The organism is Pseudomonas sp. SDO52101_S400 (assembly GCF_054071635.1).
In genome coordinates this window covers 52,372-71,082 of record NZ_JBSVWF010000035.1, presented here as the reverse complement: position 1 = coordinate 71,082, position 18,711 = coordinate 52,372, and the positions used below count along the sequence as shown (strand labels likewise).

General features: G+C 55.6%; 16 protein-coding genes. 10 read left to right on the top strand and 6 right to left on the bottom strand.

Annotation, left to right across the window (positions count from 1 at the left end; all coding sequences use genetic code 11):
• Window positions 1-92: 92 nt before the first annotated feature.
• Together ACW9HX_RS18435 and ACW9HX_RS18430 are read left to right on the top strand one after the other, a co-directional pair.
• A complete protein-coding gene (locus tag ACW9HX_RS18435) occupies window positions 93-992 on the top strand; it encodes a hydroxymethylglutaryl-CoA lyase (RefSeq protein ID WP_457381694.1) in 900 nt (299 codons plus the stop codon).
• Window positions 993-1,692: 700 nt separating this feature from the next.
• Window positions 1,693-2,187 carry a hypothetical protein gene (locus tag ACW9HX_RS18430; protein WP_457381693.1) on the top strand — a complete coding sequence of 165 codons (495 nt, stop codon included), beginning with the start codon at window positions 1,693-1,695 and terminating at the stop codon, window positions 2,185-2,187.
• A 493-nt stretch (window positions 2,188-2,680) separates the two neighbouring features.
• Here ACW9HX_RS18430 and ACW9HX_RS18425 read toward each other — a convergent pair whose 3' ends face one another.
• The 3 genes from ACW9HX_RS18425 to ACW9HX_RS18415 form a co-directional block, all read right to left on the bottom strand.
• Window positions 2,681-3,016 (bottom strand): hypothetical protein, encoded by a 336-nt coding sequence (locus ACW9HX_RS18425; protein ID WP_457381692.1) that lies wholly within the window; start codon window positions 3,014-3,016, stop codon window positions 2,681-2,683.
• A gap of 355 nt (window positions 3,017-3,371) precedes the next feature.
• The gene (locus tag ACW9HX_RS18420) at window positions 3,372-4,436 is read right to left on the bottom strand and encodes a hypothetical protein (protein ID WP_457381691.1); all 1,065 of its coding nucleotides are present in this window, start codon (window positions 4,434-4,436) and stop codon (window positions 3,372-3,374) included.
• On the bottom strand, window positions 4,433-5,434 hold the full coding sequence (locus ACW9HX_RS18415; protein ID WP_457381690.1) for a hypothetical protein: 1,002 nt from the start codon (window positions 5,432-5,434) through the stop codon (window positions 4,433-4,435). Before ACW9HX_RS18415 ends, ACW9HX_RS18420 begins: the two co-directional genes overlap by 4 nt.
• 260 nt (window positions 5,435-5,694) lie before the next feature.
• Here ACW9HX_RS18415 and ACW9HX_RS18410 point away from each other — a divergent pair, with 260 nt between their 5' ends.
• Both ACW9HX_RS18410 and ACW9HX_RS18405 read left to right on the top strand, forming a co-directional pair.
• Window positions 5,695-6,894 carry an S-type pyocin domain-containing protein gene (locus ACW9HX_RS18410; protein ID WP_457381689.1) on the top strand — a complete coding sequence of 400 codons (1,200 nt, stop codon included), beginning with the start codon at window positions 5,695-5,697 and terminating at the stop codon, window positions 6,892-6,894.
• A gap of 10 nt (window positions 6,895-6,904) precedes the next feature.
• A complete protein-coding gene (locus ACW9HX_RS18405) occupies window positions 6,905-7,258 on the top strand; it encodes a DUF6572 domain-containing protein (protein WP_457381688.1) in 354 nt (117 codons plus the stop codon).
• A 188-nt stretch (window positions 7,259-7,446) separates the two neighbouring features.
• On the opposite strand, the gene ACW9HX_RS18400 is transcribed toward ACW9HX_RS18405, so the two are convergent.
• Entirely contained in the window at window positions 7,447-8,877 is a 1,431-nt protein-coding gene (locus ACW9HX_RS18400; RefSeq protein ID WP_457381687.1) for a hypothetical protein, read from the bottom strand.
• Window positions 8,878-9,540: 663 nt separating this feature from the next.
• On the opposite strand from ACW9HX_RS18400, the gene ACW9HX_RS18395 reads away from it, so the two are divergent.
• The gene (locus ACW9HX_RS18395) at window positions 9,541-9,906 is read left to right on the top strand and encodes a DUF6124 family protein (RefSeq protein ID WP_457381686.1); all 366 of its coding nucleotides are present in this window, start codon (window positions 9,541-9,543) and stop codon (window positions 9,904-9,906) included.
• An 88-nt stretch (window positions 9,907-9,994) separates the two neighbouring features.
• Window positions 9,995-10,351, top strand: a complete 357-nt coding sequence (locus tag ACW9HX_RS18390) for a DUF6124 family protein (RefSeq protein WP_457381685.1) — start codon at window positions 9,995-9,997, stop codon at window positions 10,349-10,351.
• A 102-nt stretch (window positions 10,352-10,453) separates the two neighbouring features.
• Here the strand turns inward: ACW9HX_RS18390 and ACW9HX_RS18385 are convergent, their stop codons facing one another.
• Window positions 10,454-12,151 carry an AMP-binding protein gene (locus ACW9HX_RS18385; RefSeq protein ID WP_457381684.1) on the bottom strand — a complete coding sequence of 566 codons (1,698 nt, stop codon included), beginning with the start codon at window positions 12,149-12,151 and terminating at the stop codon, window positions 10,454-10,456.
• Between the two features lie 201 nt (window positions 12,152-12,352).
• On the opposite strand from ACW9HX_RS18385, the gene ACW9HX_RS18380 reads away from it, so the two are divergent.
• The 4 genes from ACW9HX_RS18380 to ACW9HX_RS18365 are packed head-to-tail and all read left to right on the top strand — an operon-like array spanning window position 12,353 to window position 17,914.
• A complete protein-coding gene (locus tag ACW9HX_RS18380; RefSeq protein WP_085712435.1) occupies window positions 12,353-13,516 on the top strand; it encodes an isovaleryl-CoA dehydrogenase in 1,164 nt (387 codons plus the stop codon).
• A 12-nt stretch (window positions 13,517-13,528) separates the two neighbouring features.
• On the top strand, window positions 13,529-15,136 hold the full coding sequence (locus ACW9HX_RS18375) for a carboxyl transferase domain-containing protein (RefSeq protein ID WP_457381683.1): 1,608 nt from the start codon (window positions 13,529-13,531) through the stop codon (window positions 15,134-15,136).
• A 13-nt stretch (window positions 15,137-15,149) separates the two neighbouring features.
• Complete coding sequence (locus ACW9HX_RS18370; RefSeq protein ID WP_457381682.1) at window positions 15,150-15,965, top strand: gamma-carboxygeranoyl-CoA hydratase; 816 nt, start codon at window positions 15,150-15,152, stop codon at window positions 15,963-15,965.
• On the top strand, window positions 15,965-17,914 hold the full coding sequence (locus ACW9HX_RS18365) for an acetyl/propionyl/methylcrotonyl-CoA carboxylase subunit alpha (protein ID WP_457381681.1): 1,950 nt from the start codon (window positions 15,965-15,967) through the stop codon (window positions 17,912-17,914). Before ACW9HX_RS18370 ends, ACW9HX_RS18365 begins: the two co-directional genes overlap by 1 nt.
• A 39-nt stretch (window positions 17,915-17,953) precedes the next feature.
• On the opposite strand, the gene ACW9HX_RS18360 is transcribed toward ACW9HX_RS18365, so the two are convergent.
• Window positions 17,954-18,610, bottom strand: a complete 657-nt coding sequence (locus ACW9HX_RS18360; RefSeq protein ID WP_457381680.1) for a LexA family protein — start codon at window positions 18,608-18,610, stop codon at window positions 17,954-17,956.
• Window positions 18,611-18,711 lie beyond the last annotated feature (101 nt).

Below are 18,711 nucleotides of genomic sequence, written 5' to 3'. Positions count from 1 at the left end.
TCAGAAACAGATTTGTCGGCTGACACTCCGCTTTCGCGAGCAAGCCCGCTCCCACAAGGGTCCCGCAGAAATTCAAAGAGCAGGTCAACGCCATGTCCCTCCCCTCCCAAGTACGCCTGATCGAAGTCGGCCCGCGTGACGGCCTGCAGAACGAAGCCCAGCCCATCAGCGTCGCCGACAAGGTGCAACTGGTCGATGCCTTAAGCGCCGCCGGCCTCGGCTATATAGAAGTCGGCAGTTTCGTTTCGCCCAAGTGGGTGCCGCAGATGGCCGGTTCCGCCGAGGTGTTCGCGCAAATCCAGCGCAAGCCCGGCGTGACCTATGGCGCACTGGCGCCGAACCTGCGCGGCTTTGAAGATGCGCTGGCGGCAGGGGTCAAGGAGGTCGCGGTGTTTGCCGCCGCGTCTGAAGCCTTTTCGCAGCGCAACATCAATTGCTCGATCAGCGAAAGCCTGGCGCGGTTTGCGCCGATCATGGAATCGGCGAAACAGCACGGCGTTACCGTGCGCGGTTACGTGTCCTGCGTGCTGGGTTGCCCTTATGAAGGCGAGGTCGCCCCGGAACAGGTGGCCATGGTGGCCCGCGAGCTGTACGCGATGGGCTGCTACGAAGTGTCGCTGGGCGACACCATCGGCACCGGCACCGCGGGCGCCACCCGCCGTCTGTTCGAAGTGGTCTCGAAACAGGTGCCACGCGAGAAACTCGCCGGGCACTTCCACGACACCTATGGCCAGGCCATGGCCAACATCTACGCCAGCCTGCTGGAAGGCATCGCGGTGTTCGACAGCTCGATCGCCGGCCTCGGCGGCTGCCCGTACGCCAAAGGCGCCAGCGGTAACGTCGCCACCGAAGACGTGGTGTACCTGCTCAACGGCCTGGGCATCGAAACCGGTATCGACCTCGACGCCTTGATTGCCGCCGGCCAGCAGATCAGTGCGGTGCTGGGTCGCCCAAGCGGTTCGCGCGTGGCCAAGGCCCGTAACGCACAGTGAGTGGGGACGGTGTTACCGCCGAGCGCGAAACGTGGGCACAAGCGAGTAACACGGAAACAAATTGTCTGGTTTTGCCCGAAGGAAAAATCCTTCAAAAATCTCAAACCATTGATTTACAAGGGTTTTAAAAAGTTGGCACGGCTTCTGCTATCTCTATGGCATAACAAGAATAAAAAGCAGCAAACCAATAAAAATAAGACGTACCGACTCTGACATAACAAAAACAACACGGCAGAGACGCAGCTAACAGATTTTTTTGGAGAAGGTGTGCTTTTCAGGGTATTCCTCGGAATGACCCGCAACCGGGCAGAGAACAATAAAACTACCTTAAGGTAGCTCCCGAATCGGTTGGATCGCCTAGCGAGAAAGCAGATCAGCGCTCAAAAAAATACGTTTGCTCTTGACCCCGGATGGGGGTCGCCAAAAACAGCGGTAAAGGGCCACGGTTGCCAAAAACAACAACAGACCGACCCTCAATAATAAAAAAGAGCACGCGACGACAAAATTAAAGGGGAGCTTCGGCTCCCCTTTGTGCTGTGTGGCTGTTCACGACTGACTTAAACCATATCCCAAAAGCGACATAATCCCGATCCAACCCGTAAACCCCACCGACCTCAAAGCCATCTTCGGCCTCGAACCCGCCAACGCCATCGCCTACCTCAAAGCCAAGGGCTACGCCATCACCTGGCACTGGCAAGACATGCTCGACCAGGCCCACGACCAAGCCTTCACCATCGCCAAAGCCATTCACCTGCTATCCGACATCCGCGCCGCCCTCGAAATAGCCCTGCGACAAGGCCACACCCTCAAACAATTCACCGACAAATTTGCATCCCACCCTGCAAGCCCAGGACTGGTGGGGCAAATCCATCATCGTCGACAGACAAGGCACCGCCCACCCCGTCCAACTCGGCAGCCCACGCCGCCTCAAAACCCTCTACCAAACCAACCTGCAAAGTGCCTACATGGCCTCAAACCCCTGATGCAAACCATCGCCACCGAACACGCCAGCCAGACCGAAGAAAACTTCCAACACGAAGGCCGCCCCGAATGGCCAGAACTCTCCGACGTCACCACAGAAAGCCGAGCCAAACACAGCCACTGGCCGGGCCAGATCCTGCCGGTCAGCAGCAACAAACCGTATGTGGCGATGATACAGTTTGTAGAGGAGCAGGCAGATTTTCTGCAACTGTAGGGTACATACCGGCGAGGCCATATTTGCCGGTGGAGGCAGATGGATATCTGCAACCTGATGCTGGAGCGGCGATTATCGAACTGACGTTAGCTCACCTAAAATATGCTGCAAGCAAGTAATTGGATCAGGTCTGCATTTAATGTAGCGTTCTGGCTCATCGAGATGGAAACCCAGTCAGAGAAGGAGATCGCGCGATTCAGAACCTTGAGTTCCATAATGGGGGAGTTTTGAAAGCATCGTGAAATCCTGATGTTAGTGACATGCGAATTATTGAACTATTAAAGCTTTCTATTTTCTTCATCCCTGGAGAAGGCGAGTTCACTTTCCCCATCGAAACTCACCCTGAACAATGGTATTGATTCTGAGAGGACGACCGAGCAAGATTATTAAAGTTAGCTTGCCACACTTTAGCTCGTGCTCGGAGGTTGAGGCGCCATTCCAGCGAAGCCCAATTGCTTAGCATCTATACATATTGCGATCGTTATAATAATTATCAACTTTTCACTGAAGAAAACAAATCAAGTAGGCATCTCTCAACATTGTCTTGAATCAGCGGTCCAAGATCCCCGCTAATTTTGCATATCCCACTGCGTGTAAAGCCGACACTGCCCGAGAGCCCTTTATGTTTTGTAGCATATGAGGCTGATTCCACAAGCACTCTCTCTAATTTAAAGTCGTCAATTTTATTAAAGTCCACCCCCTCTTTTGATACAAGCTCAAGTCTGGCGAGTGCCGACATTGAAGGAATTGAGCCAGAAATTTTTATCGAGTTGAGAGTGACCGACCCAAATAACTCAATAGACTTTCTTATAACTTCATCGGTGATCATAATTTTTTCGCAAGTAAACCCAAACCCGAGTATTCGTTCAAGTGAATTGAATAGCTCGCGAGACGATCTAGGTGGGTCCTGCATCCTCATTACTAGGCGATCAGTGCCGAGTATTTTGGCACTTTGACTACTGATAGAAAATATTTCATTACGGCTGCTAACTCCATCGGAGTCAATAACCGTCGCATAGATGGGTGTGGTCCAAAAAAACTGAAATGATAAATTAGACTCGTCCACAACGAATCCTGTGGCCCTTGTAGGGTCATATCGATAACCTTCTAGCTTTTGAAACGCTTCCGCAACAGTGCAAGGAAATCGAATGGCATACCATTTGAATCTAGAAATCATACTAGCCTCACCGGATGTCTAACATTGCTGTTTTTGCGGATGCCTCAATGGCTCTCGACAACTCATCAATTTCACTTTTCAACGGCGCCCTAGACCGTGGGAACTTCCCTTCAACGTTGGGAAAAACAGCTTTTACCAACACAGAAAACTTATGACAATCTCTTGGATCGGCAAATGATGCTTCAAGCTTATATACATCCCCATTTCCTAGGCTCCGCCTAGCAAGCCAGCAAATTCTAATTATGGAATATGTATCAGAGCTAACAAGATCCTGAAGGATTCCAGATCTGGTTACACCATTCCCTCTCAACAACACTTTCTCAATGTGTGTTTCATCTTCATCGTTGGCCAAGTCGTCTCGATCATCGTCTGATGGCTTAGGTTTGTACACGTACACATCAGAAACGTCTCGGGTCGTAAAACCTGTTAACCCTCCGATTAAATCAATAAAAAATTTAGTTCTAAGCTGAGGAGATGGCTTGTCGAATAGACTGATCGAAAACTTTTCTATCGGCTCAGACACTTTTGTTGAAATGCTTTTAACCAGCTCATCTCTAATGTCATTGGCAAAATCGTTCTGCGGAGACGTTATCGAATACCCGGCATCAGTTTTACTAAACTCGATGACAGCATCTTTAACCACCAGCTGAGCAAACTCTGATTTTCTGTAATCAAATCTAGAATATTGGACTGTAAGATAAAAATTATCTCCATCCCGAGATACGAAAGCATTGTCTCCTGACTCGTTAATTTCACGCCTCATCTGTTCAAGCGAGCTGCTGACGTTTTCAGCTTCAACCTTGCCGACGAGGTTCATCATCGCCGAACGTTCGCGTCGAGGTGCAATTCCGATTTTTTCAGAAATCAGTTTGTGATCGTAATAATCATGTGTAAGCCGAGAAAAATAATATGCTAAGTCTTCACGCTCAGTATTTTTTGATATTATCGTGTTTCGATTTCTAAATAGGGTGGCTAGCGTTGTAGTGTCCACCTTGTGCTTTTGCACTAGAGCGTCAAATACGTTTTTATCCGAAGCAAAATAGAGCGCTGGACCATATCTTCTTTTTTTCATTCTCGCCACCCCATCCAACCAATCATATAGCTGTCAACCATTGAAGAAATTGGAGCTATCTTAATGCCATTCAAGATCGCCTCTCGGATCGGGTCGAACCCCCACAGCTTTGCGTATTTGTTTTTTGCCAAATTAAAATTTGCCACTACATCATGATCGGGTTTTTTATGTGTGACACGAATTTGAACGTCCTTGCCTGACTCTAGCATCTGGTATCTGGAGAAGCTATCCAGTAAATATTCAAACTCTTCTGGAGAGCTGCCTGGGCGATTGTAATAAACAACATACCCAGACTCTTGCTCTTCGGCTGATTGCGTGCCCCTATGTTGTAATATTAGATAAGGACTAGTCAGCGCCTCCACTGTAGCAGGTTGCCCCCACACGTCGCCTTGCCGGTGCAGCATCACCAGATCTGGATAGTAAAAGGTGTAGTCAGAAGATATTTTTTTCTGCTGAGTCAGACGCATAATGTCGTTTGCAATACTGTACATACGCATAAGATCCTCAGGACCAAAAAAATGCATACATACATTCTTTGGTATAGGAATTGAATCAAAGCCTAAATTCCCGATAAGATCATGAAATGATTTTTGGAAGCCATGGTCGTGATTGTGTACGATGAGCAATCCTCGAACCTCGTGGTCCTCTGAAGCATCGATGCTGAAAGTATTTCTCCAAGAGTCCGACTCTTTAGCACATTCAATTGTCATCGCTAAAGACTTGAAAGCCTCTCTAACTTTCGGCTTGGTAATAGTATCCTTTTTGTATGACTTCAAATCTGAGTGCAAATAAATTGTAGAGCCTAGATAAGGATCTTCATAATAAAATATAACATCTCCTGGATGTTTATCTTTTGGTTTTTTCTCAGGAGTCAGATGGTGGGGGCAGTGGCATTCAAAATTCTCATTCCATCTTGGCTTAATAGACCAATTAAAGTAAGAAAATATATCTTGGACGAGCTGTTCAGCGATCTCGCCGATATTCACTGTTTCAGACATGGTGCGGTCCCTAGCAACAACCCGACGAAATGCAGGCTCGATGCCATCATAGCAGTGTAAAACCATCTGAGGTAAAGCCGGCCATCAGAGAAAAAGGTGCACGATACAAATGCATCAGACCACCAAGCTCCTTACGGTAAGTTTCCCGACGAAATCCGTTAATTCAATGGGTTGTATAGCCAAATGCCATCCGTTGATTCTCAGGTGACTGGCTGTCACGCTGCGATTGTTCACCAAGGATCGGAACAAGGAATAAAGGATTGAGTGGCTACGTCCCCAACCCACCCAAGGGTTACCGCAACACCGGCGTCGAACCCGTCGACATCAACGCCCAACACTGGGCGCAGTACAAAGACCTCCCGCCAGCACCAGACGCAAAGCCCGAAACCATGGGCTGCGTCTTTGCCAAAAGCTGCAACCTGCCCGACGGCGAAATCAACCACACCAACCCAGCAGGGTTCGTCCCCGTCGAAAAACTGGCTGACTACGGCCTATGGGCCGTGCTCGGCACGGCGGCAGCAGTCACCGCCGAAGGCACGCCACTGCAACTGGTCGGCGGTTCCGCAACTGGCAGCGCCATCACCCAGCGGCTGGGCGGCTCACTTGCACTCAATCTGCTAGAGGGCGCTGGTACGTTAGCCGCCGGCGCAGTAGTAGGCACCGTCGCACTGCTAATACCCAACACCAGTATCGCCCCCGACAGCGCCTTCTACAAAAACGATCAATACGCCACGCTCGACAGCGGCCGTACCCGCGTACGCGTCAACGTAAAAACACTGCCCGATGGCTCCGTCAACGCATATGGCTTCTATACCGGCGGGAAAAAGGACTGGGAAACTGTCCCTGTCATCAAAGCGGAAAAGGACGGGGAGAAATTCGTTGCCGGCATAGGCAACGGCATCGGTCTCACCTGGACGCCGGCGACAAACCCAGACGGCGTACTGGGTATTCCAGCACTAGAAGGTGCACCCCAACTACCACCCGTATGGGTATACCCGCCGACAGCACAGTCGGACACACTCCTGGCCAACCCGGCGCATCCCCCAGAGTTCCAGGATGCAATCATCTGGTTCCCTGCTGACGCAGGCCTAGAGCCCATCTACATCGTGCTCAGCACGCAGCTTGAGAAGAACAAACAAAAAGGCAAGGCGTTTGAAGAAGCGTCCTTCGAAGAGTTCAGCAAGACCAAACCTGAAGCCGCCCGCGAGGTCACAGTCAAAACCGACAGCGGAGTCCGTACCCGCATTGATATGATGGGCCGCGATGCCGAAGGCAATATTTCATGCGTTGAGTGCAAATCTTCAGAAACGGCGCCGCTCACCCGCAACCAGAAACTCGGCTTTCCAGAAATTGAAAAGTCTGGCGCGACCGTAGTCGGCAAAGGCAAACCCGGCTTCACCGGAGGCACCAGAATTCCACCCACCAGAGTCGACATCATTCGACCTGACCCGACCCTCTGAGGGAGCAGACATGTCCATCACCGAAACAAAAGTCGTCGACATCATCGCAGTACCCGAGTGGGAGCCCGACAACGTCGTACTCGTCATCACCGATCATCTGGAATGGGGCGACAAAGCCCAACAAGGCGAGCACCTGTTGTTGCTTCAAGAAAAGATCAACACCTACATCGCCTTCATTGAGAGCGGCGAGTTACTGGAAAGCTACCCTCCAGCCAAAGGTAAGAATCCCAAAATCCGCATTAATGGTCTGTACCAATTACCCGAGCAGGGCGAGACCTTCATTGATCGCGTAACCGAGGTACTCGAGGGCGTGGGCATTGGTATGGAGTTTGTACTCAAAGACGACTTAGCAGTTCGCCACTAATTGTCGGGATTAGGTTGAACTACGCTAGGCCGTTAATGGCCTAGCGCTTCCTCCCGAATTCCAAAATTCGATCATCTGGTTCCAGACAACGTGGGCCTTGATCCAATTTCGCCTTCAGTAATCAATCAGAGAAAATTTCGGTGGCGGACGTGGCGTCAGGGACCTACATGTGTACGCTATCTCCGGGCTTACCACACCTCATCGCTTATGGCGTAGCCCAAAACCTTAAGAGACGCCTCATCCTGGATAACTCTACCCACCGTGTACAGACCCTGACCGCCATTCAGCAGCATTTCCATTCGATCTTGATCAAGCTCTCCACTAAAGAAGTCGTCAGTCAATTTTTCAATGATAGCTGCGCTCGATATGGCTAAAAGCATTCTTCCATAGTCAGACAAGCCATCGAATGAGCTAGGTTCTAGTTCATTATTTTCACTGTAATAATGCAGTATTTTCGTAATGTCCTTATTTTTCGAGTTCGCCATGGCTTGGCTAAAATTGCGTCGAAAGTGCTTAATCAGCTTCAATATCCAGCCTGACTCGCTAGAGACCAACCGCTCAAAAAATGAAATGGCAGTCTCTCGGTCCGTTGGTTTAGCCCGTTCGAGTTCCTGAAGCCATTTGGTGGCAAGACTCTCTCGTTGAAAATCCTGAATGTTACGCATCAAACCGTCTACCGAAGCTTTCGCCTCACCATTTTTAATCGCAGCGGCGAGGTATTCCGTCAGATTTTCGGGTCTCGGACTGTAGCCAACAGCTTTATCGTATTCAGTTTTTTGCATATCCAGCGGGGGATGTTTCACAAGTGGATCAATGTCGAAAACAACCGACCGGCTTGACCCGGCTTCAGCTACCCCAAGGTAGACGCCGTAATGGAATGCTCCGAACAGCGAAATCCTAGCGTAGATGACGTTGTCATCTGCGTTATGCCCAACAATGACCCTATGATTAAACCGTTTTCTCTCAGAATCATGTCCGCCGTCGGAGGGGCTCAACCAGCAGGCAAAGTCTTTTCCAGAATTGTTAAGAGTGTATTCTTTAAGCGGTGCCAGCTCGGGCAGGCGGGCCAAATCTGGAAAAGCTTGAGCTAGAAATGTTTGCGCAATATAGGCGATTGCCCTTAGCCCAGTATCGCTTCCACCCAAATCCAGCCGTCCCTCGAGAGTGCCAGGATAATAAATCCCCGGAGTACCTTTGCTCCTAACGTGAACGTCCAGACCTTTCTCTCGCAAGGCAGCTACGTAGGTGTCTAGTTGCTGCAGAGAATTTGCTGCGATTTCGATTGCACTACCACCCTCAGGATGCAACGTGACAGAAGTTATTCGGGGCTCAGCAAAAGCAGTGGACGTGTTATTCAGCCACATTTCTGTCTTCGTAACAGGATCAATCAGTAAGACAGGTTTCACTTCTCCAGTCGTTTTTTGGTGATCCCCCACCACTCCGATTTGCGAATTGAAGAAACGCATTTGGTTGACGATGATATTTGCCAGCTCTGAATACTCTCCATTGTGAGTATCACAATAAATTCCTTTATTGGTACGACGCCCTCCTAGCGCAGCCGGGAACACGTGCTCACGGGAATTGGCGGCTACGCCGCAGATAATGCAACTTCTTTCCATGAAAATTACCTTTTAAAAAACGCCATTGATCAAAACGTGAGGCGCATTTGTATGGCGCGAAAATGGGTCAGGTACGGACCTATGGATCAAGCCATTAGTGTTCCAAGCAGGACTACCTTGGCGACCAATGCCAGGCTATTCACGATGAACCCCAAAAACCACGTTGACACACAGCCACCAACGACGACCTTCCAGTGAGCACTCAATTGGCATGTGCTTGAGGTCAAACCGCAGCATCCAGCCATCCACATGCACCCGGCAAATTCATCAAAAACACGGAGAGTTCATGGCTTTCGACGTGTGCAAAAACGACGTGGGATTGGCGTTTAATTTACACCAACTGTTACGCCATAAAGGCTACAACACCTTGCGTCGTTACCTACGCGTACGCCAGAATCCGCCGGCTTGTGCGCTTAGACCTCGGACTCTATCGTTTACCTGCCACTGCCCATCAGTGGTCGGGTTTAGTAGCCCGTATGGTCTTAGTAAGTGCATGAGCCCCATTCAGTCAGGTACGTCCAGTCCTGCACTTGATGGTGGTTGTGCGCAGGGCGCTCTCGAGCGCGCCGGTCTTGCTAATTCCTCCGGTCTACTAACCTGCGCGCAGCCGCCACCCTTCTTTTAGTAGAGAACGGTCGCGGCCCTATTTCAGGAATTAGATATATGTTCAAGATTACGCCTAACCCTCCGGATGCAGATCCGATCCCCTACGACGCCGCACTCGAAGCCGAAAACATAAAAACGGCCACCGAGCGGGCGATCAATCATTACCTCGATCCTGGGGCGCAGAAGACGTCCAAGCCGTCGCGCAAGCCCGGCAGGATCTATCTGGTCAATCCAACAATGGATGACGAAACGCTGCTGGTCGAAGCGTGCGAAACGCTGTCGTCGGCCAGTGACATGGCCCGGGACATTGGCGACACCGTCGATCCGTCGCAGCGCAAGGCGATGCAGATACTGCAGCAGGTCATCATGTTGAGTGAGCTGCTGGTCAATCGTGTGCTGGATAACCATCTCGTCTCGCGGTAGTTGCCGCCTCGGTGAGGGGCTTGTCCCCTCACTGCCTGGCAGCCGTCTACACAAATCCTCAAGCGACTCTTGTCCGGAGTTCCAGCTGATGTCCACGACCGTCATTCCACCGTTAGAAGATCCGGTGTCCCCGTACGAATTTCCCGATTCAAGAAAACTCCACGACGCGGCCGAACGCGCGCTCGACTATTACCTGACACCGGCAGCCCGGATCATGGCCACGCCCTACACCCCAAACGACATGTTCATGGTCAACCCGCAAACCGACACGGAGTCCTTGCTGGCCAACGCCTGCGAATCCCTCGCGTCAGCCACGGTCATGCTCGGTGATTTTGCCGGTCTGCTGGAAGGGCCGAACCGCAAGACCCTGTTGGGCATTGCGCAAGTGGTGATGTTGGGCGAGTTGGCGGTGAATCAAGCGTTGGAAAATGTAGAGGTAAAGTAATAAGCGCTGCTTTCGAAGCCAGGGTCCGCGCCCTGGCTTCGAAGGCTCTTATCGATTTAGAAAGTTGAAACTGTGGGAGCAACGCCCCCACAGATCTTTTCCTCAGCCCTCGTGACTGCGCAACTCCTCAATACTGATCTCGCGCATCCGGAATTTCTGGATCTTGCCCGTCACCGTCATCGGAAATTCCTCGACGAATTTAAAGTAACGCGGCGTCTTGAAGTGGGCGATGCGTTCCTTGCACCACGCTTGCAGCTCTTGTTCGGTAGCACTGTGGCCGGGATGGAATTTGATCCAGGCAACGATTTCCTCGCCGTAACGCGAGCATGGAATGCCGACCACCTGCACGTCCGCCACCGCCGGGTGGGTGAAGAAGAATTCTTCCAGTTCACGCGGGTAAATGTTCTCGCCGCCACGGATGATCATGTCCTTGTTGCGGCCGGCGATGCAAACGTAACCCTCGTCGTTCATGCTCGCCAGGTCGCCGGTGTGCATCCAGCCTGCCGCGTCGATGGCTTCGGCGGTGGCATTCGGATTGTTCCAGTAGCCGAGCATCACGCTGTAGCCACGGGTGCACAGCTCGCCTATGGTGCCGCGTGGCACCTGATTGCCGGCCTCGTCGATGATTTTGCTTTCGAGTTGCGGCTGGGTGCGGCCGACGGTGGTCACGCGCAGTTCCAGTTCGTCGGATGGGCCGGTCTGCAGCGAGACCGGGCTGGTTTCGGTCATGCCGTAGGCGATCTGCACTTCGCTCATGTGCATTTCGCTGATGACCCGACGCATCACCTCGATCGGGCAAGTGGCGCCGGCCATGATCCCGGTGCGCAGGGTCGACAGGTCGAACTCGGCGCGTTGCGGCTGATCGAGCATGGCGATGAACATGGTCGGCACGCCGTACAGCGCGGTGGCCTTTTCTTCGGCGACGGTGCTCAGGGTCAGCAGCGGATCGAAGGCATCGTTGGGATAAATCATGGTGCTGCCGTGGGTGATGCAGCCCAGGTTGCCCATGACCATGCCGAAGCAGTGATACAGCGGCACCGGGATCACCAGCCGATCAGCGGCGGTCAGGCCGAGGCTTTCGCCGACCATGTAACCGTTGTTGAGGATGTTGTAGTGACTGAGGGTCGCGCCCTTGGGGAAACCGGTGGTGCCGGAGGTGTACTGGATGTTGACGGGCTGATCGAAGTGCAGGCTGTCGCTGCGTTCACGCAATTGTTCTGGAGAGACACTGGCGGCCAGATCTGCCAGTTGCGACCACGGGAGAAAACCCGACGGCGGCTGTGGGTCGAGGCTGATCAAACCGCGCAGTTCCGGCAGGCGCTCGCTGTGCAGTTCGCCGATGGATTGCTCGGCCAGTTCCGGCAGCAAGCCTTGCAACATGCCGTGATAGTTGGAGCTCTTGAACGCCCCCGCACAGACCAGCCATTGGCAGCCGGATTGCTTGAGCACGTATTCCAGCTCGGAGCTGCGGTAGGCCGGGTTGATGTTGACCAGGATCACGCCGATCTTCGCGGTGGCAAACTGCGTGATGCACCACTGCGCGCAATTCGGCGCCCAGATGCCTAGCCGGTCACCGGCCTGCAAACCCAACGCCAGCAGCGCTCTGGCATGCACGTCCACCGCGTCGGCCAGTTGCCGCCAGGTGTAACGCAGCTGCTGATGACGCACCACCAACGCCTCGCCGTCCGGGTACTGCGCGACGGTCTCGTCGAACTTCTGCCCGATGGTCATCGCCAGCAAGGCTTTGCTCTGGGAACCACGGGTGTAGCTGCGCTGCGGGTTTGCACTGGGTTGATCCATGACGACCCCTATTGTCTTTATTAGTGGGTGTTGGACCGGAGCGATGTCAGCTCCGACCGTTCAGAACTGGCCCTACTCTCGCTCAAGTTGACGTTAACGTAAAGGGTGATTGACAGCCATTCATCACAGGCTTACGTTAACGTAAAGGTGAGAACTGAAACGCCCTTCTCCCCACCCTACAAAAAAGCCAAAAGGTGACACATGAGCTACCCATCCCTGAACTTTGCCCTCGGCGAAACCATCGACATGCTGCGCGATCAGGTTCAGTCCTTTGTCGCCAAGGAGATCGCCCCGCGTGCCGCGCAGATCGACAGCGACAACCTGTTCCCCGCTGATCTGTGGCGCAAGTTCGGTGACATGGGCCTGCTCGGCATCACCGTCCCGGAAGAGTACGGCGGCGCTGGTCTGGGTTACCTGGCGCATGTCGTGGCGATGGAAGAAATCAGCCGTGGCTCGGCATCGGTGGCGTTGTCCTACGGCGCTCACTCCAACCTTTGCGTGAACCAGATCAACCGCAACGGCAACCACGAACAGAAATCCAAATACCTGCCGAAGCTGATCAGCGGCGAACACGTCGGCGCTCTGGCAATGAGCGAGCCGAACGCCGGTTCCGACGTGGTCTCGATGAAACTGCGTGCCGATAAACGCGGCGACCGTTTCGTGCTCAACGGCAGCAAGACCTGGATCACCAATGGCCCAGACGCCAACACCTATGTGATCTACGCCAAGACTGACCTGGAAAAAGGCCCGCACGGCATCACCGCGTTCATCGTCGAGCGCGACTGGAAAGGCTTCAGCCGCAGCAACAAGTTCGACAAGCTCGGCATGCGCGGTTCCAACACCTGCGAGCTGTTCTTCGATGACGTCGAAGTGCCGGAAGAAAACATCCTCGGCGTACTCAACGGCGGCGTGAAAGTGCTGATGAGCGGCCTCGATTACGAGCGCGTCGTGCTGTCCGGTGGCCCGACCGGGATCATGCAATCGTGCATGGACCTGATCGTGCCGTACATCCACGACCGCAAGCAGTTCGGCCAGAGCATCGGCGAGTTCCAGCTGATCCAGGGCAAAGTCGCTGACATGTACACCCAGCTCAACGCCAGCCGCGCCTACCTCTACGCCGTGGCCCAGGCCTGTGAGCGCAACGAAACCACCCGCAAGGACGCCGCCGGCGTGATCCTCTACACCGCCGAACGTGCCACGCAGATGGCGCTGGATGCGATCCAGATTCTCGGCGGCAATGGCTACATCAACGAATTCCCGGCCGGCCGTCTGCTGCGTGACGCCAAGCTGTACGAAATCGGTGCTGGCACCAGTGAGATCCGTCGCATGCTGATCGGTCGCGAACTGTTCAACGAAACCCGCTAAACGGAGCTGTCCATGGCTATCCTGCATACCCAGCTCAACCCTCGTTCAGCGGAGTTCGCCGCCAACAGCGCAGCGATGCTCGAACAGGTCGACGCCCTGCACACCCTGCTCGCCCAAGTGGCCCAGGGTGGTGGTGCGAAAGCCCAGGAGCGTCACACCTCGCGCGGCAAACTGCTGCCGCGTGAACGGATCAACCGCCTCCTCGATCCGGGCTCGCCGTTTCTGGAAATCAGTCAATTGGCCGCTCACGCCGTTTATGGCGAAGACGTGCCGGCCGCTGGCGTGATTGCCGGAATCGGCCGGGTGGAAGGCGTCGAGTGCATGATCGTCGCCAACGACGCGACGGTGAAAGGTGGTTCGTACTACCCGCTGACCGTGAAGAAACACCTGCGCGCACAGACCATCGCCCAGCAAAACCGCTTGCCGTGCATCTATCTGGTGGATTCCGGCGGCGCCAACCTGCCGCGTCAGGACGAAGTGTTCCCGGATCGTGAGCACTTCGGACGGATCTTCTTCAACCAGGCCAACATGAGCGCCATGGGCATTCCGCAGATTGCCGTGGTCATGGGTTCCTGCACCGCCGGCGGCGCTTACGTGCCGGCGATGGCTGACGAAGCGATCATGGTGCGCAATCAGGCGACGATTTTCCTCGCCGGTCCGCCCTTGGTAAAAGCTGCGACCGGTGAAGTGGTCAGCGCCGAGGACCTCGGCGGGGCCGATGTGCACTGCAAGACTTCCGGGGTCGCCGACCACTACGCCGAAAGCGACGAGCACGCCCTCGCCCTCGCCCGCCGCAGCGTCGCCAACCTCAACTGGCGCAAGCTCGGCGAAGTGCAGCAGCGCACGCCGATTGCTCCGCTGTACGCCAGCGACGAGTTGTACGGTGTGGTGTCGGCGGACGCCAAACAGCCGTTCGATGTACGCGAAGTGATTGCGCGACTGGTCGACGGTTCGGTGTTCGATGAATTCAAAGCGCTGTTCGGGACGACGCTGGTGTGCGGTTTCGCCCATCTGCACGGCTACCCGATCGCGATCCTCGCCAACAACGGCATCCTGTTCGCCGAAGCCGCGCAAAAAGGCGCGCATTTCATCGAACTGGCCTGCCAGCGCGGGATTCCGCTGCTGTTCCTGCAAAACATCACCGGCTTCATGGTCGGCCAGAAATATGAGGCCGGCGGCATCGCCAAACACGGCGCAAAACTGGTGACCGCCGTGGCGTGCGCCAAGGTGCCGAAATTCACCGTGATCATTGGCGGCAGCTTCGGTGCCGGTAACTACGGCATGTGCGGGCGGGCCTACGATCCGCGTTTCCTGTGGATGTGGCCGAACGCGCGGATCGGCGTGATGGGCGCCGAACAGGCGGCCGGCGTGCTGGTTCAGGTCAAGCGCGAGCAGGCCGAACGCAGCGGCCAAGCCTTCACTGCGGAACAGGAAAGCGAGATCAAGCAACCGATTCTCGACCAGTACGAAGAGCAGGGTCACCCCTACTACTCCAGCGCACGGCTGTGGGACGACGGCGTCATCGACCCGGCACAAACCCGCGATGTACTGGCCCTGGCCTTGTCCGCGTCGTTGAACGCGCCTATCGAACCGAGCCGCTTCGGCGTGTTCCGGATGTGATCGGGAGAACCTCATGAGCGACTTCAACACCCTCGAATTGCAGAGCGACCCACGGGGTTTCGCGACCCTGTGGCTGAGCCGCGAAGAAAAGAACAACGCATTCAACGCCGAGATGATCCGCGAACTGATTCTGGCGCTGGACAAGGTCGCCAGTGACCCAAGCCTGCGCTTCCTGCTGGTGCGCGGACGCGGCAAGCACTTCAGCGCCGGCGCGGATCTGGCCTGGATGCAGCAATCGGCCGAACTCGATTACCACACCAACCTCGACGACGCCCGGGAACTGGCGGAGCTGATGTACAACCTCGCCAAGCTGAAGATCCCGACCGTGGCCGTGGTGCAAGGCGCGGCATTCGGCGGCGCGCTGGGTCTGATCAGTTGCTGCGACATGGCGATTGGCGCAGATGACGCGCAGTTCTGCCTGTCGGAGGTGCGAATCGGTCTTGCGCCCGCAGTGATCAGCCCGTTCGTGGTACAAGCCATCGGCGAACGTGCGGCGCGGCGTTATGCGCTGACGGCCGAGCGTTTCGGCGGGCAACGAGCGCGAGAAATCGGCTTGTTGTCCGAGAGTTATCCGGCGGCCGAGCTTGAACAGAAAGTCGAACAATGGATCGACAACCTGCTGCTCAACAGCCCCGCCGCCATGCGCGCCAGCAAGGATCTGCTGCGTGAAGTCGGCAACGGCGCGCTGACCCCGGCACTGCGCCGTTACACCGAAAACGCCATCGCCCGCATCCGCGTCAGTCCGGAAGGCCAGGAAGGTCTGCGGGCCTTTCTGCAGAAGCGTCCGCCGAGCTGGCAAGCCGCAACCACCACCAAGGAGCCGCGTTGATGAGCGCACCTGTTCTCACCACTCTGTTGGTGGCCAACCGTGGCGAAATCGCTTGCCGGGTCATGCGCACCGCCAAGGCTTTGGGCCTGACCACCGTTGCCGTACACAGCGCCACCGACCGTGAAGCGCGGCACAGCCGTGAAGCCGACATCCGTGTAGATCTGGGCGGCAGCAAAGCGGCCGACAGCTACCTGCAAATCGACAAGCTGATCGCAGCGGCCAAGGCCAGCGGCGCTCAGGCGATTCATCCGGGGTATGGCTTTCTGTCGGAAAACGCCGGGTTTGCCCGTGCCATTGAAGCGGCCGGCCTGATCTTCCTCGGCCCGCCCGCCTCGGCCATCGACGCGATGGGCAGCAAATCCGCCGCCAAGGCTCTGATGGAAACCGCCGGCGTGCCGCTGGTGCCGGGTTATCACGGCGAAGCCCAGGATCTGGACACCTTCCGCGATGCCTGCGAACGCATCGGCTACCCGGTGCTGCTCAAGGCCACTGCCGGCGGTGGCGGTAAAGGCATGAAAGTGGTCGAGGACGTCAGCCAACTGGCTGAAGCCCTCGCCTCGGCTCAGCGTGAAGCGCAGTCGTCGTTCGGTGACTCGCGGATGCTGGTGGAGAAATACCTGCTCAAGCCGCGTCACGTGGAAATCCAGGTGTTTGCCGATCAACATGGCAATTGCCTGTACCTGAACGAGCGCGACTGCTCGATTCAGCGTCGGCATCAGAAGGTCGTTGAAGAGGCACCGGCACCGGGTCTCAGTCCAGAGTTGCGTCGGGCGATGGGCGAAGCGGCTGTGCGCTCGGCTCAGGCCATCGGTTACGTCGGCGCTGGTACAGTGGAGTTTCTGCTGGATGCACGCGGCGAGTTCTTCTTCATGGAGATGAACACGCGTCTGCAGGTCGAACACCCGGTCACCGAAGCCATCACCGGGCTCGATCTGGTGGCCTGGCAGATTCGCGTCGCCCGCGGCGAGGCGTTGCCGATCACTCAGGATCAAGTGCCACTGAACGGGCATGCGATTGAAGTGCGGTTGTATGCGGAAGATCCGTGGAATGACTTCCTGCCGGCCACCGGGCGTCTGGAGCTGTATCGCGAATCCGCCGCTGGGCCGGGGCGCCGCGTTGATGCAGGCGTTGAAGAGGGCGATGAGATTTCGCCGTTCTACGACCCGATGCTCGGCAAGCTGATCGCCTGGGGCGAGGATCGTGAGCAGGCGCGGTTGCGGCTGCTGAGCATGCTCGATGAGTTCGCGATTGGCGGACTGAAAACCAACATCAACTTTCTGCGCCGGATCATCGCTCATCCCGCGTTTGCAGCGGCCGAGCTGGATACCGGGTTCATTCCGCGCTATCAGGAGCAGTTGCTGCCAGCACCTGCCACTTTGAGCGAAGAGTTCTGGGATGCGGCGGCGCAGGCTTTTGCGCAGAGTTTGCCAGGGGCGACTCGATCGGATGATCCGGCTTCGCCTTGGGCGCTGCACAGCGGTTTGCGAGCCGGGTTGCCACGGGAAATCACTCTGCATTTGAGTTGCGAGGGGCAGGATCGGGCGTTGACGCTCGGTGCTGGCAGCAATGCAAAACTGATCGGCGAGCATCTGGTGATCGAGCACGACGGGCTGCGTCGCCAGCACCGGGCAATTCGTCGCGATAACGCCCTGTACCTGCAATGGGACGGCGAGCTGCGACGCGTTGAAACGTACGACCCGATCAGCGCTGTCGAAGCCAGTCACAGTCATCAGGGCGGTCTGACTGCGCCGATGAACGGCAGCATCGTGCGGGTGCTGGTGGAGGCCGGGCAATCGGTTGAAGCCGGCGCTCAATTGGTGGTGCTGGAGGCGATGAAGATGGAGCACAGCATCCGCGCACCACATGCTGGCGTGATCAAGGCGCTGTATTGCCAGGAAGGCGAAATGGTCAGTGAAGGCAGCGCGCTGGTCGAGCTGGAAGACGCTTGAAAGGAGGATCGATCCTACGCCGGGCGAGGATCGATCTGACTAGTATTTGGCCGTCGCCTGAACCACGACACCGATAATTCGGCACTCGTCGGTAAACAAGGCTTTCGGCCAGGTCGGATTGAGCGGCACCAGGTAACGCTGGCCGCCCTCTTCGATCAGTTTGCGGAAAATCGCTTCGTCACTGTCCTGCCACTGGGCGATCACCAGTTTGCCGGGCTCAGCCTCCAACGCCGGATCCACCAGGATCAGCATGCCCTCGCCGATGCTCTGCCCGGTGGGCGCAGTCATTGAGTTACCCGTCACGGTGAGCCAGAACGCCGGGCCTCGGGCGTGGTAATCCGTCAGTTCGAAACGTCGTTTGTCCTTGCCGCTCGAATACGCCGGCTGGTTCTCGCGGGCCTCGATAGGCACGTTCCATTCGCTGACCGGATAGCGGAAATAAGGGTTGTACTTCTGCGCCAGAGGCATTTCGTCGTCCTTGTCGACTTGCGGTTCGCGGATCACCACCGCGACTTCGAGAAACTCCATGCCCAGCGCCTTCAGCACGCGGTTCATCTGCGTGATGCCGGGCTCACGGCGTTTGTTCAGCCAATGGCCGATACCGCCCTGAGACATGCCGACGCGCTCGCCGAGCTCGACTTGAGTGACGTTGAGTTCACTCATTTTGGCCTTGACCAATTCAATCCATTTATCCATGTGCGGCACCATACGTGCCCGTCCCGGGCCATCAAAACACATATTGTAGTATTTAAATTCTGGTCACAAATACTCTAGGTACTATTCTTGGTTCACGGATT

Excerpts from the sequence above, each read along its gene's own strand:
- ACW9HX_RS18425 (WP_457381692.1), bottom strand. The coding sequence starts at position 3,016 with ATGATCACCGATGAAGTTATAAGAAAGTCTATTGAGTTATTTGGGTCG.
- ACW9HX_RS18360 (WP_457381680.1), bottom strand. The coding sequence starts at position 18,610 with ATGGATAAATGGATTGAATTGGTCAAGGCCAAAATGAGTGAACTCAAC.
- ACW9HX_RS18370 (WP_457381682.1), top strand. The coding sequence starts at position 15,150 with ATGAGCGACTTCAACACCCTCGAATTGCAGAGCGACCCACGGGGTTTC.
- ACW9HX_RS18375 (WP_457381683.1), top strand. The coding sequence starts at position 13,529 with ATGGCTATCCTGCATACCCAGCTCAACCCTCGTTCAGCGGAGTTCGCC.
- ACW9HX_RS18400 (WP_457381687.1), bottom strand. The coding sequence starts at position 8,877 with ATGGAAAGAAGTTGCATTATCTGCGGCGTAGCCGCCAATTCCCGTGAG.
- ACW9HX_RS18365 (WP_457381681.1), top strand. The coding sequence starts at position 15,965 with ATGAGCGCACCTGTTCTCACCACTCTGTTGGTGGCCAACCGTGGCGAA.
- ACW9HX_RS18405 (WP_457381688.1), top strand. The coding sequence starts at position 6,905 with ATGTCCATCACCGAAACAAAAGTCGTCGACATCATCGCAGTACCCGAG.
- ACW9HX_RS18420 (WP_457381691.1), bottom strand. The coding sequence starts at position 4,436 with ATGAAAAAAAGAAGATATGGTCCAGCGCTCTATTTTGCTTCGGATAAA.
- ACW9HX_RS18380 (WP_085712435.1), top strand. The coding sequence starts at position 12,353 with ATGAGCTACCCATCCCTGAACTTTGCCCTCGGCGAAACCATCGACATG.
- ACW9HX_RS18435 (WP_457381694.1), top strand. The coding sequence starts at position 93 with ATGTCCCTCCCCTCCCAAGTACGCCTGATCGAAGTCGGCCCGCGTGAC.
- ACW9HX_RS18390 (WP_457381685.1), top strand. The coding sequence starts at position 9,995 with ATGTCCACGACCGTCATTCCACCGTTAGAAGATCCGGTGTCCCCGTAC.
- ACW9HX_RS18385 (WP_457381684.1), bottom strand. The coding sequence starts at position 12,151 with ATGGATCAACCCAGTGCAAACCCGCAGCGCAGCTACACCCGTGGTTCC.
- ACW9HX_RS18395 (WP_457381686.1), top strand. The coding sequence starts at position 9,541 with ATGTTCAAGATTACGCCTAACCCTCCGGATGCAGATCCGATCCCCTAC.
- ACW9HX_RS18430 (WP_457381693.1), top strand. The coding sequence starts at position 1,693 with ATGCTCGACCAGGCCCACGACCAAGCCTTCACCATCGCCAAAGCCATT.
- ACW9HX_RS18415 (WP_457381690.1), bottom strand. The coding sequence starts at position 5,434 with ATGTCTGAAACAGTGAATATCGGCGAGATCGCTGAACAGCTCGTCCAA.